At 48.9% G+C, this 13,219-nt stretch carries 9 protein-coding genes; 8 read left to right on the top strand and 1 reads right to left on the bottom strand.

Annotation, left to right across the window (positions count from 1 at the left end; all coding sequences use genetic code 11):
* The first annotated feature begins 24 nt into the window (after positions 1-24).
* From AC2T0J_RS14130 to AC2T0J_RS14095, 8 genes are read left to right on the top strand one after another with little or no spacing between them, the layout of a single operon-like run.
* Positions 25-2,622, top strand: coding sequence for an RIFT barrel domain-containing protein (locus tag AC2T0J_RS14130; protein WP_489806436.1), 2,598 nt, complete (start codon positions 25-27; stop codon positions 2,620-2,622).
* A gap of 47 nt (positions 2,623-2,669) precedes the next feature.
* On the top strand, positions 2,670-3,590 hold the full coding sequence (locus AC2T0J_RS14125) for a glycosyltransferase family 2 protein (RefSeq protein WP_489806435.1): 921 nt from the start codon (positions 2,670-2,672) through the stop codon (positions 3,588-3,590).
* Positions 3,580-4,698, top strand: coding sequence for a glycosyltransferase (locus AC2T0J_RS14120; RefSeq protein ID WP_489806434.1), 1,119 nt, complete (start codon positions 3,580-3,582; stop codon positions 4,696-4,698). The genes AC2T0J_RS14125 and AC2T0J_RS14120 overlap by 11 nt, the downstream gene beginning before the upstream one ends.
* A gap of 9 nt (positions 4,699-4,707) precedes the next feature.
* Positions 4,708-5,724 carry a polysaccharide deacetylase family protein gene (locus AC2T0J_RS14115; protein WP_489806433.1) on the top strand — a complete coding sequence of 339 codons (1,017 nt, stop codon included), beginning with the start codon at positions 4,708-4,710 and terminating at the stop codon, positions 5,722-5,724.
* Entirely contained in the window at positions 5,721-6,755 is a 1,035-nt protein-coding gene (locus AC2T0J_RS14110) for a GNAT family N-acetyltransferase (RefSeq protein WP_489806432.1), read from the top strand. Before AC2T0J_RS14115 ends, AC2T0J_RS14110 begins: the two co-directional genes overlap by 4 nt.
* Before the next feature lie 12 nt (positions 6,756-6,767).
* The gene (gene asnB, locus AC2T0J_RS14105; RefSeq protein WP_489806431.1) at positions 6,768-8,669 is read left to right on the top strand and encodes an asparagine synthase (glutamine-hydrolyzing); all 1,902 of its coding nucleotides are present in this window, start codon (positions 6,768-6,770) and stop codon (positions 8,667-8,669) included.
* Positions 8,666-9,784, top strand: coding sequence for a glycosyltransferase family 4 protein (locus AC2T0J_RS14100; RefSeq protein ID WP_489806430.1), 1,119 nt, complete (start codon positions 8,666-8,668; stop codon positions 9,782-9,784). Before asnB ends, AC2T0J_RS14100 begins: the two co-directional genes overlap by 4 nt.
* Positions 9,785-9,811: 27 nt before the next feature.
* On the top strand, positions 9,812-12,376 hold the full coding sequence (locus AC2T0J_RS14095; RefSeq protein WP_489806429.1) for a PHP domain-containing protein: 2,565 nt from the start codon (positions 9,812-9,814) through the stop codon (positions 12,374-12,376).
* A gap of 18 nt (positions 12,377-12,394) precedes the next feature.
* Here AC2T0J_RS14095 and AC2T0J_RS14090 read toward each other — a convergent pair whose 3' ends face one another.
* Positions 12,395-13,216 carry a hypothetical protein gene (locus AC2T0J_RS14090; protein ID WP_489806428.1) on the bottom strand — a complete coding sequence of 274 codons (822 nt, stop codon included), beginning with the start codon at positions 13,214-13,216 and terminating at the stop codon, positions 12,395-12,397.
* Positions 13,217-13,219: the final 3 nt, after the last annotated feature.

The following is a 13,219-nucleotide window of genomic DNA, read 5'->3' as shown; positions in this document are numbered from 1 at the left end:
GACAATAACTACAAATGCCGACACATGCTGGAACCTAACTATTTTTCGCTACAAACTCACTCTGAGAACAACAGTTCAGAGGCATTATTTTCTGTCGGTGTACCTCTTCCCAAAGGCCGTTTCTTCGCGCTTCAGCAATTGGTTTGCTGTCGTGATGATGCAAAGGAAGTCAGCGCCGCTGTCATGCCTAAGGCATTCTGGCCGGACAATTCCCTAAAGTGGGTCCAGATACATGGGGAAACCAGTAGCCAGGGGCTGGACAAAGCGGGCTTTACAATTTGTGAGCCCCCGCAGATCACCACACACGGTAAACAGCAATCTCCTGAGATCGCCGCAACGCAGAACAACGTCGAAGTTCGTTGCGCCGACACCACCTGGTTAATTAACACAGACCAACTGTTCTCCGGCACCCTCACTGTTGCCGGGAAGATATTTAGGTTCGGTGTAAAGTATCAGTTCAGGGCCCCATTTGAAGCGCCGGAAACCGTTTTATCTGACTGGCATATTACACCCGCTTACGACAACAAAAGCAGCGGTGTAGCGACGTATATTGAGCTAACGTTACATTATCAGCTTATCAGCCAGTCGCCGGTTAACCTGCCTCTGGAGTTTACGGTAACGCTAAAATACTTTACCCACTTTGGCTACTGTGAATTACATAGCACTCTTTTGAATCCAAATCAGGCCGAGCATGCCGGAGGCACCTGGGACCTGGGTGAACAAAAAAGCCTGTTAATAGAAGAGCTTAACTGGTTTATTAAAGCAGAATCAGGCACATCACACCTTAGTGATGACAGTGTATCCCTTGCCAGCAAAGAGCCGATTCATACGGAAAGTATGCTGTGGCAGCGTTCCAGCAACGGTAAACACTGGGACAGCCCGGTGCATGTTAATCATGAACGTAAGCTCAGCATATCGAACCCATTAAGTGTTATCGACGTAAATGGAGCTAAATCCGAACAACCGGTACGACTTGCGCCTGCCGGCATCCTGAAACAGGATGAGACCAGTTTACGCATTGTCCCACAAAAATTCTGGCAGAATTTTCCGACCGCCTTCACTGCCAGGTCAGCTCAATTATGCTGGCACTTCTTTAAAGCCGAGGCCAGCCACCCGGTTGAATTACAACCTGGCGAGCAAAAATCCCACTGCTGCGAACTGGCTTTTAGTGTCAACTCATATAACTATAATAAAGCAACTGCCCGCCTGAATCCGGAGTGGGTAACACACTGCGCCGTCATCCCCTGGTTCTCTGACTCTTTGATTTCAGATCCGCTTCAGTCACTGATAAATCTGGGACTATCTGGCGAACAGAACTTTTTCGCCAAGCGTGAACGTATCGACGAGTTTGGCTGGCGTCACTTTGGCGATCTCTATGCCGATCACGAAACCGCAGAATATCACGGCGATGAACTGTTTCCTTCCCATTACAACAATCAGTATGACCCGTTGTATGGCTTTTTAAAGCAGTGGCTGTTAAGCGGTGATGAAAAGTGGAAAGAACTCGCAGACGATCTGGCCAAACATATTATCGACATTGATATTTATCATTGTGACCATGACAAGCCGGAATATAACAATGGTTTATTCTGGCATACCGACCATTATCTCCCGGCCGAGACGGCGACCCACCGGACATATTCCAGACATCACAAGAGCGATGCTTACCAGGACCATGCCGGCGGCGGCGGGCCGGGTGGTCAGCACTGCTATACCAGCGGTCTGCAGTTGTATTATTTCCTTACTGGTTGCCTGCAGGCGAAAAAGGCAGTGCTCGGCTTAGCAAACTGGATAACCCAGGTTTACGAAAGTGATGGCACGCTTTTCGGCTTACTGTTGCAATTTAAAAATCGTCACCGAAAGGATTTAAAGCAGTTCACCACCGGTCATTATCCACTGGATAGGGGCACTGCCAATTATATGGTTGCTCTGCTCGATAGCTACGAACTCACTGGCAACACGTGCTTACTGGACAAAGTGGCTCATATCATTCGTCATACGATCTCCCCTGTTGATAATATCGAAGCCAACAGAGATCTGACAAACGTTGAGGAATGTTGGTTTTACACGGTTTTCTTACAGGCGCTGTGTCGGTACCTCACGGTGCAGCAATGCATCGCTGAAAACAGCGATTTTAACTACGCCAAAGCGTGCCTGCTACACTACGCCAGATGGATGGCCAATAACGAATATCCCTATCTTGAAAAGCCTGACATTCTTGAGTATCCCAACCAGACATGGAGCGCTCAGGATCTGCGCAAAGTCCATGTTCTAGCCGTTGCAGCGACTTATGCAGAATCCGCCGAGTGGGCCGACCGGTTTAAGCTAAAAGGTAAGGCGCTGAAAGAGTATGTCGTCACAGCATTAAGCAATAGTAAAGAGCGCGAATATACCCGAATCCTGGCCCTCGTAATGCAAAATTATGGCGTGGATACTGTGTTGGCATCCTCTGACTCCTTGGCGGTTAAGCAAACAATAGCCGACACGCCGGTGACCAAAACTCAACATGTGGCGGGCTGGCAGACAGAGTTGCTACGGGTAATAAAACAGTTTTCGCCACAATATGAGTGGCAACAGTTGCAAAAGCGTATTCCTAAGTTACGCGGAAGTCGGTGGCATTAAACATGGAAAGCGTCTCGTTTATAATTCCCCACAAAGGGCGTGAAAACATGTTGATTGAAACCATTGGTTCAATTGCCGCACTAGAATATCCCCACGAACTGCTGGAAATCGTGTTAGTGTCGCAGAATCCTGCTGTTTCAGAAGACGTTGAACAGGCTGCCGGTGACATAACATTGCAGGTCATCGAAAGTACGCCGGATAACACCATTTCAACCTCCCGAAATATCGGCGCTAAGCAGGCTAACGGTACCTACTTTGCTTTTCTCGATGCTGACATTGCCCTGTCGGCTAACTGGCTGAGCACGTGTTTAGAGCTACTACAGAGCCGTCCGTACACTAAGCTGGTTAGTGCCATGCAATTGCCTTCTGAAACACCCACGCCTTTGGAACACATCCGCGTTGCGCTGAGCAATGCAGACATCGATTGTACGGTAAGTTTTTTACCCGGTCGAAATTTGTTGCTCAGCAAGGAAACCTTTTATCAGGCCGGTCAGTTTCCAGACGATTTGGTGACCTGCGAGGACTACTACTTCACCGACAAGGTTAATCAACTGGGTGAGTTGTATTACACAAGTCAGGCGCAGTATGTGCACATAGGCGAGGATAAACAGCTCACAGCCATGTTTAGTAAGGAAATCTGGCGCGGTCAGTCAAATCTAGCCTCTACCAGGGATCGCCATATCCCGCTCCGGGAATGGCCAAGCTTTATTGTGCCAGTTGCAATACCGGGACTGCTTTTATGCGCTTTTTTACTGGCGATAACCGGGTACAGCGGGTTAAGCCTTGTGGCTCTCGGTCTGGCGGTATTACCGATCATCCTCTATAGCCTGCGCTTATTCAGACTGGTCGCCGGCAAAACTTCCTTCTGGCAAGTCTTAAAATTTTACAGTATTTACTTCCCGGCCCGGGCCATTGGTACCGTGGGCGGCATAATAAAAACCATCGGAACTTCTTCACATGGCAAATAAAAAAATAAAAATTCTGCAATTTATCTGTTCAACGGGTTTTTATGGTGCTGAACGCTGGGTGCTGGCTCTGGCCAGCCATTTGCCTAAAGATAAAACTGTCTCGCTACTGGCTACAACACTGGAAGACAATTCTCAGAACCTTGAGCTGGTGCGGCAATTTAAAGACCGTTGCGGAGAAACCTTCGAATTGCCTATGAAGCATAAGTTTGATTTCTCTGTTGTTGATAAGCTGGCTGAACTCATCAAGCGTGAAGACATCGATATTATCCACACCCATGGGTATAAGTCAGATATTCTTGGTGTCTGGGCTGCCCGAAAAGCGGGGATCCCTTGTGTAGTAACACCACACGGCTTCGAGAACGCCAGGGACATAAAGCTACGGATGTTTATCTGGCTTGGCTGCCAGGCGATGAAATACGGCGATGCGATAGTTCCCTTATCTCGCCAACTGTTAGCCGACATGCAGCGTCTGGGGGTGAAAGCAGAAAAAACGCACTATATACAAAACGGTGTGGATTTGTCTGAAGTTGAGTCAGTGCGCACCGACGAGAACATCACCGCCAACACTGAAAAGCTGCGCGTAGGCTTTATTGGCCAAATGATAAGCCGCAAAAATATCGATGATATCCTGACGATTTTTGACGACTTGCACCAGGAAGGAATGAATATCGAACTCCTGTTCCTTGGTGATGGCGACGATCGTGCCCGACTCGAACAAATCGCTGCCACTTTACCCAGCAAAAGCGACATTCACTTTCTCGGTTTTCGCGACGATCGGCTGGCGCTTCTGAAAACCTTTGATTTGTTTGTAATGACCTCTACGCTGGAAGGGGTACCCCGATGCCTCATGGAAGCCTGTGCTATGGGCACACCGGTAGCGGCCTATCAGATCCCCGGGATTGACCAGCTCATCACCCACCAGCAAACCGGTTTACTCGCGCCACTTGGCGAGCGTGAAACGCTTAAAGGCTACTGGCGGGATATGTTATCTGATACTATCAAGGCTAACGAATATGGCTTACAAGCAAAAGCCTTTGTAGAAGAGCACTTCTCGGCGCAACGAATGGCCAACGAATATATGGTTCTTTTCGAGGACTTACTGAGCTAAGGATATGGCATGGTAAACCAGCATTCACCAACAACGACACTGTTTGTACTGACCATTGATACTGAAGAAGAATGGCATTGGGACGGCCCGTTTCCGCAACATAATTGCCAGGTTAAGAATATTCAGTGTATTCCAGAGTTTCAGCAGTTTTGCGAAAGGCTCGGCGTCAGGCCAACCTACTTTGTTGACTATGCAGTTGCTGATGACCAGCAAGCCGTAGATGCCATACAACAAGCCAGGCAGCACAACCAATGTGAAATAGGCGCTCACCTGCATCCGTGGTGCAACCCGCCCTACTTTGGCAAAACCGGAGAGGCAGAATCCCACGTTGTGAACTTGCCACCAGAGCAAATTGAAGCCAAACTCGATGCGCTTATTGAGCTGCTGATTAAGCGCTTCAACACTCATCCTCGCTCGTTTCGAACCGGCCGTTGGGGAATCGACAGCAAGGTATTGAAGCTCCTCGCCAACCGTGGATTTCGCGTCGACAGCAGTGTTTATCCGTATTATCGAAACGAGTTTTTCACCTGTGAGGGGGCACCTTTAACGCCTTACTGGCCTGATTTTAACGATCCGCTTAAAGCCGGCAACCAGCGCCAGATTATTGAGCTTCCGGTCACCGCCGGCTTCAATCGTCAGAATTACGAAGCCGTGGATAAAATCCACCGTCTGGGAGAATCTGCGCCACTGAAAATGCTCCACACCATTGGTTTGATGTGGCATACGCGGTTATTACGAAAGCTTTATCTGAGCCCGGAATTGAATGACAGTGAAAACCTTTGTCTACTGGTCGACTCTGCATTAGGACGGGGCCATAACGTAATTCATATGTATTTGCACAGTTCCAGCCTGATTGATGGTATCACCGGGCTATTTGATAAAGAAAACTCTCTTGAGGTAATTTGTCAGCGTATAAAAACCACCGTGGAACACCTCAAACAGACGGGCCCTGTGCAGTTTTGTACCATCACAGAAGCCTGTGAAATGCTTAATGTGAGAAATCCGGAGGAAGCCGTTCTTTTATGAACATCAGACGGGCAACACCCACCGATGCAGCAGCCTGGGATAACTATGTTGCACAGCATGCCGAAGCAACGCCATATCACCAATTCGGTTGGGGTATGGCGTGTGAACAGGCATACCAGCAGTCAATGCACTATTTGCTGGCCGAAGATACAAACGGTCACTTAATAGGTGTGCTGCCTGCCATCGATTTTAAACGCCCTCTTAAAGGCAAGCATCTGGTAGCACTGCCTTTTTGCGATACCGGTTTTGCTCTGGCAAACAGCCAGGATATAAAAACAGCACTGTTATCGCATCTCAACGCGCAAAGTGATTACCGGGATTTACGTCAGGAGCCGGCGGATACCAGCACCCTGAGTCCGGGCCAAAAGGTGATTTTACGCTTGCCGCTGCCAGACAGCAGTGAAGCATTATTAAGCCAGTTTAAGTCCAAATTACGCAGTCAGATCCGTAAAGCTGAAAAGAACGGTCTGACCATGAAAATAGCGGATAACTTCACTCAGCATAAACAGCTGCTGGCCGACTTTTACGACGTATATAAACAAAATATGCGCCAGCTTGCCTCACCGGTCCACTCCCGCAAATGGTTTGAACGTATACTAGCAAATTATGATAATGCCGCCCGGGTGTGTGTTATTTACACCGGAGAATTAGCCATAGGCGCTGGCATTGTGTTAATCAACGGACAGATGGCAGCCATTCCCTGGGCGTCGACTTTGAGTCAGCATAACCGGCTGGCGCCGAATATGTTACTTTATTGGTCACTGCTGGCCAACGTCACCGATAACGGCCAACGTATGTTTGATTTTGGCCGCTCCTCTTTCGGTGAAGGCACTTACAAATTTAAAACTCAGTGGGGAGCAGTTCCCTATGCATTGCACTGGCATGACGGTGCGACTCCAGACCTGGCGGCAGCGGTTGAAACAGGTCCTCCGGGGACGGTAAGGCAGTTAGCGGAAACTATCTGGCCCAGACTTCCGCTGGGATTAACGGTTACTATGGGGTCGGCTATACGACGCTATATTAGTTTATAAGGCAGGATTTATATGTGCGGGATTGCCGGCTTCAGCCGCTATCAGTTTGAATCGGGTGATGAGTCTCTACTGGCAGGCATGGGGCAGGCCATTTATCACCGGGGGCCGGACGCAGGCGGCACTTACCTGGATGCCGGTGTGGGTTTATGCCATCGCCGCTTGAGCATTCTGGATCTATCTGCGGCGGGCAATCAACCGATGTTCAGCCCGGATCGGCGTTACGTGATTGTGTTTAATGGTGAAATTTACAACTTCCTCGATATTCGCGCGTCTCTGGAAGCACAAGGCCATCAGTTTTCGACCCATACCGATACCGAAGTTATTCTGACACTCTATGCACTGGAAGGCCCTGAATGCCTTGATAAACTTAATGGCATGTTCGCGCTGGCTATCTGGGATACCGCCGAACAATCGGTTTTTCTGGCCCGTGATCGCATTGGTAAAAAGCCACTCTATTACAGTCATCAGCAAGGCAAGTTCGCTTTTGCCTCGGAAATAAAAGCATTGCTGCCGTTACCTTTTATCAGTAAAACCATCCGTGACGACGCTGTATACGACTTTTTTGCTTACCAGTACGTCCCGGATCCAAAAACGATTTTCACCGATATTCAGAAGTGTCCTCCTGGTCATTATATGCTGTTTAAAGAGGGCGAGCTGACTATTGAGCAGTACTGGGATATTGACTTTAGTCGCACCAGCAACAATTCCGAAGAGGCGTTGACCAATCAGCTAAGGGAGCTTACCGCACACTGTACTAAACAGCGCATGATAGCGGACGTTCCACTCGGTGCATTTCTGAGTGGTGGTGTCGATTCCAGTGGCGTAGTCGCCATGATGGCTAATCAATCTGAGTCGCCGGTGAAAACCTGCTCTATCGGCTTCGATGAAAAACGCTTCAATGAAACAGAGTTTGCTCAGGCGGTGGCGGATCAGTATCACACCGAACATCACGAGTTTATCGTTCATGACAATGTCAGCGACAATCTTGAGCATATTGTCAGCTTTTTTGACGAACCCTTTGCGGACCCATCTTTGGTGCCCACCTATTTTGTGTCCAAGCTGGCTCGTCAGGAAGTCACGGTAGCGATTGCCGGTGATGGTGGCGATGAAGTGTTTGCCGGCTATGAGAAATACAGTGTTGACGCAGTAGAAAATAATCTGCGCAATAAAGTGCCGGGCTGGTTACGTAAGAATGTGTTGCCCGGACTGGCTAACCTGCTCAGCGCCGGCTCGTCGATTACGTTGCTGCGCAAGGCTAAATCCCTGTGTGACAGCTTATCCTGCGATCCGGCAATGGGTTTTTACCTGTCCAATGCACAAATCGACCAACGTCATTGGCAACAACTGGTGGCCCCGGATTTTGCAAGTCGTTTGGGTGATTACCACCCCAGTAAAATCACCCTGGACGCCTATGCCAGGGCCAACGGCCCGGATCATCTGGCCAAGATATTATATACCGACCTTACGACGTTTTTGCCCGGCGGTATTCTGGTCAAAGTCGATCGCATGAGCATGGCCAACTCACTGGAAGTTCGCGCGCCTATTTTAGACCGCGAAGTCATTGAGTTTGCAGCAACGGTACCCTCTGCCTACAAATTTAAAAATGGTGAGAAAAAACACATACTAAAGGAAGCTTTTAAACCTCTGCTACCCGACGATATTCTGTACCGCAAAAAAATGGGCTTTTCGGTACCGCTGGACAGCTGGCTCAGAAATGAAATTAAAGCCATCGCCGAAAACTACATCCTGAAAGCGAACAATGGCTTATGCCGGTACTTTAAGCCAGAAGTTATCCAACAGTTCTGGCAGCAACATCAAAGCGGTAGCTATCAGCATGGTACCCTGCTATGGAGTATGCTGATGTTTGAAATGTGGTATCAACGCTATATTGGAAGTGAGGCAGAGGCTGCGTGAGCGGAATTACCAGGGTAATGCATATTACCTATGATATGCGTATTGGCGGTACCGAGATGGTCATTAAAAACCTTATAGAGGGCTTTGCAGCCAGGTCGGTTGATATGTCGATATTCTGCATCGAGAGTCCCTTGGGTCCATGGGGTGAAATGCTTAAGCAAAGTGGCATTCAAATCACCACTCATCCCCGCCAGCCTGGTTTTGACAAAGCGCTGATTAAAGCTATTCGGGCACATATCCGTCAGCACAAGATTGATATTATACACTGCCATCAGTACACCCCATGGGTCTATGGCGTCATTGCTGCAGCAGGTCTTAAAACCAAAGTCATATTTACCGAACATGGCCGTTTCTATCCCGATTTCGGTACCTGGAAGCGTAAGTTGGTCAACCCAGTGTTACAGAGACTGACAGACAGCATGACAGCCATTTCAGCAGCCACCCGGCAAGCGTTGGTCACCCACGAAAATCTAAGCGCTGAAAAAATAACGGTAATCTACAATGGCATTCAGGCGCTAATGCCTGCTGAGCAGTCATCTCTGGACGCATTGCGCGAGCAGTTAAAAATTCAGCCTGAAAGTATTGTGCTGGGCACCATCGCCCGATTTGACCCTATCAAGAATCACCTGATGATGTTAAGCGCCTTTAAGGACTGCCTGGAAGCGGGATTAAATGCAGTACTGGTGATAGTGGGTGATGGCGAGATGCGCTCGGCTATTGAGCAACGCATCACCGAATTGGGCATCACCGATGCGGTCAGACTTACCGGCTATCAGCCACAGCCGGCCCGATACCTTTCTTTGATGGACATCTTTCTACTCTCTTCTTTCAGCGAAGGCACGTCCATGACTTTGCTGGAAGCTATGTCTATAGGTAAACCGTGCGTCGTTACCGACGCTGGTGGCAATAAAGAGGTGATTGCCCATAATGAAAATGGCCTGGTGGTTGATAATGACAATCAGACTGCTTTTGCCCAGGCGATACAACGAATAGCCAACGATAAAGTGCTTTACAATGCATTCGCCAAGCAGGCAAAAAGCCGCTTTGCAAAACGCTTTAGCGTGACGTCTATGTGTGATGCCTTTAACGCCATCTACCAGCGGCTAGCCTCGTAAACGACAAACAGTAAAACGGTCCTTATTATGCCAAAGCACTCACCCTCATCGGCAGACAAGTCCACTCAAAAACGATTCTGGCGTAAAGGGCGGATCATCAAATACAGCGTGATTGTCATTCTGCTGGCGCTAATCTTTTCCTTTTCGCCGTTGGTTATCCCCACCAGCAACCTGACGCCAAGCCAGGCAGCACAGGCGCGCTCAGGTGCCGCCAAGATTTTAAAGCCCTTAATGTCATCCCGGGAAGACGTCAGTATCTCGGTAACAACCGAGCACCTTGAAGCTATCTCTAACGCTGTCAGTTATACCGTGCCGGCGGTACAATTACGCCTGAATAGCAGTAGCTATGGCATTCTAATCGCCTCTTCCCTGACCACGATTCCTGGAGTAGTTTACGTTAACTTCAGTTGCTGGCTGATGCCCGATTTCAATGGCACCATGAGATTTTCTCAGTGTAAACTGGGTAACTTGCCGGTTCCCGGTAAGCTTATCGAATACTTCGCAAGGGGCCTCGCCCGGCTACTTTTCGGTGAAGAAGCACTGACTACCCTGAACAATATTTTATCCAATACACGTCTGGAAAATGACCAGGTCGTAGTACGTTTCAAGAAGCCCGGCAACCTTAAAGCTGCCGTAGAGCAACGGCTGACAGATACTTTTAAGGTAGTTCAGGAGTTTCGGCAGATTAATGGCGTAGAAACAGAAACCATCCAAACTTATCTGGACTACATCCAATCCCATTCAGACCGCACAGACACCACAGCTGAAATGGTTGGAAAAACCTTCTTACTGGCAAAAAACCGTTCGGTGTCTGAAGATCCTACCGACGAGAACTTCGCGGCCTTGTGGGCATTGGCGATGTCCTTTGGCGCACCAGACTTTGCCCGAGTTGTCGCTATGCCGGTAGATTACTCACTAATGCAACCTAAAAAATATGTCCTGCGGGGTAGGATGGACCTACGCCTGCACTTTTTTTATTCGGTGGCATTACGGCTGGCCAGCGAAAAGCAAATGAGTATTAACATAGGTAAACTCAAAGAAGTAATGGACTCTGCCAAGGGTGGTTCAGGCTATAGTTTCCGCGACCTTACCGCAGATAAAGCCGGTGTTGAGCTGGCCGACTTCGCCATCTCGAACAATGCCAATGCTCGCCGCGTACAAGAAGTCCTAGCCGGTATCGACAGTGAAGATCAGTTCATCCCGTTACTCCACGATCTGCCAGAGGGACTGAGTGAAGAGACCTTTACCAGTGTGTTTGGCAGTGAATCAGACCCAAGATACCAAAAAATGGAAGCCCGGATAGATGACCGTATTCAGGCTTTACCGCTCTATTCGAGCGGTGCGCCTCAACTGCAACAAGCTGTGACGACTGCCACTTATGACAGACCAGTCAAAGCAGGTCAGATTATGCAAAGTGGCAACTGGTATCAGGTGGATACCCATACCCACACCAAGTATTCAGATGGCCGTTTCAGCATTAATCAGGTAGCAGAAAATGCCAGTAAGTTTGGCTGTGACGCCGTGGCAATTACCGATCACGGCGATCATAACCTAAAAGGGGTATTTTCTTCAGAGTACTGGCAGGATTTCGCCAATGCTTCGTCTCAGTTCAGTGATTTGACCCTTATTGCAGGTCTGGAGTGGAACATTCCCCCGTTTGCCGGGCGCGAACATATGACATTGCTGTTTCCTGAATCAGTCAATCATGACCAGCTCATTAGCCTGTTCAGAGGCCGTTATGATCATTATGGCAAAACCAAGTCCACCACGATTGATGAAAGCCAGGCACTGGAATGGCTGAATAACCAGTTTAAAGACAGTGAGACGCCGCCAGTTGTTATGTATAACCATCCCAGCCGCAAAGATTTAGAGCCCGGCGAAAATGCCCACGATATGCAGAAATGGCGCTCACAGACCCCCTATGTCATCGGCTTTTCCGGTGCGCCGGGCCATCAGAAAAAGCGTGGTGACGACAATGGTTCCTATAATAATCGCTTTAAGACCCACCATGGTTGGGATCCTGCCGTAGCGATTCCTGGCAATGACTGGGACAGCCTGCTGCAAGCGGGTTTGCAAACTTTTGCGGCCCGCGCGCCATCCGATTTCCATAACCTCCTGATAGACTACTGGCCTTGTGAGTTCTCAACCACGCACGTATACGCCCGCAGCCGCCACACCAATGATCTGCTGAACGGATTCGCCACAGGTAATTACTGGGCACAGCATGGCAAATTTGTAGACTCGTTGAGCGCAAGGGTAGAAAATGACCAAGGCCAACCACTCGCCCAGGCGGGTAATGTTATCAACAGTCCGCGTTTACCGCTCACCGCAAAACTCACGGTAAGGTTGAATGAAAAAGACTGGCAGGGCTTTAAGACGTCACTGGACGAAGTTACGGTAGTGGTTGTGACCGAGAGAGGTGTACAAACTGAAGTATTTTTCCCTGATTCACAGCGCCGGGAGTACAGCTTTGAGGTACGTTTACCCACTAATGCAAACATTACGGCGGTACGTTGGTTTGGGCGCAGCATTCAACCGGAACAGCACCATTATCAGTTCTTTACCAACCCGGTGATGATCCATTGGCAGTAAACGTAGGATAAAGCCGGATCACTTCCGGTCAGTTTTACGCCACATTACCACTGCAATGATAAGAAAAGTAACAGGCAGAGCCCACTTAACCACATAGGCAACTTTCTCAAAGTAATATTTCTTGGTGATAAAGTGCGATGTGCCGTTCCAGTATTTAAAACCGTCTTTAATCAGGTTACCGGCAATCATAAGCTCACCATCATTCACCCGTCCTAATTGCTGCTGGTAAGCACTAATCAGAGCCTGTGGGTTCTGCTCATAAAACATAATGCCATGCTCCAGCACTACACCAAAGTCCGCATCCAGTAGCAATGGCTCTCCATCAAAATAAGCTTCCACCATAACATGGCCAGGTACAGTGATAATTTTGTTGGCAATTCCCTGCTCATCGAGCAAGCCCGACAGGGTCATGGAAGCATCTCCACAAATGCCAATACCACGCTCAATACTGCGGTAAGGATTTGCGTAATGGTAACGCTGATATTCGGGAATGGTGGTTACTACGCCCATGACGTAGAGGATATAGTTTTCCCAGAGCGGCACGCGCTGATGAAATAAGTCGGGATCGAAGGCTTCCCACTCTACATGGGCTATACCACCAGCTAAATCAAGCGTCAGGCGCTTGGCGTACTGTTTATCCGTTTCACCGGGCAAGCGAAATACTGCCTGCTTTAACTCGGGCGGTGTGAGGCTGAGATCCTGTTCTCCAAACCGAAGGACTTCCGGGGTCAACCCATCGGGTCTTAATTCCTGTGTAAAACCATAGAGGTTTAAAGCTAACAACGCTAAACCTGCAATGGCACACGCTGTAATGGCAAGTCTACAAAGCAACAACTTCATTAG

Source organism: Alteromonas sp. ISO5, assembly GCF_058105165.1.
The sequence above is the reverse complement of the archived record's forward strand: the minus strand, read 5'-3'. Positions and strand labels throughout refer to the sequence as shown.

Excerpts from the sequence above, each read along its gene's own strand:
- AC2T0J_RS14125 (WP_489806435.1), top strand. The coding sequence starts at position 2,670 with ATGTTGATTGAAACCATTGGTTCAATTGCCGCACTAGAATATCCCCAC.
- AC2T0J_RS14120 (WP_489806434.1), top strand. The coding sequence starts at position 3,580 with ATGGCAAATAAAAAAATAAAAATTCTGCAATTTATCTGTTCAACGGGT.
- AC2T0J_RS14095 (WP_489806429.1), top strand. The coding sequence starts at position 9,812 with ATGCCAAAGCACTCACCCTCATCGGCAGACAAGTCCACTCAAAAACGA.
- AC2T0J_RS14090 (WP_489806428.1), bottom strand. The coding sequence starts at position 13,216 with ATGAAGTTGTTGCTTTGTAGACTTGCCATTACAGCGTGTGCCATTGCA.
- AC2T0J_RS14130 (WP_489806436.1), top strand. The coding sequence starts at position 25 with ATGCTGGAACCTAACTATTTTTCGCTACAAACTCACTCTGAGAACAAC.
- asnB (WP_489806431.1), top strand. The coding sequence starts at position 6,768 with ATGTGCGGGATTGCCGGCTTCAGCCGCTATCAGTTTGAATCGGGTGAT.
- AC2T0J_RS14115 (WP_489806433.1), top strand. The coding sequence starts at position 4,708 with ATGGTAAACCAGCATTCACCAACAACGACACTGTTTGTACTGACCATT.
- AC2T0J_RS14110 (WP_489806432.1), top strand. The coding sequence starts at position 5,721 with ATGAACATCAGACGGGCAACACCCACCGATGCAGCAGCCTGGGATAAC.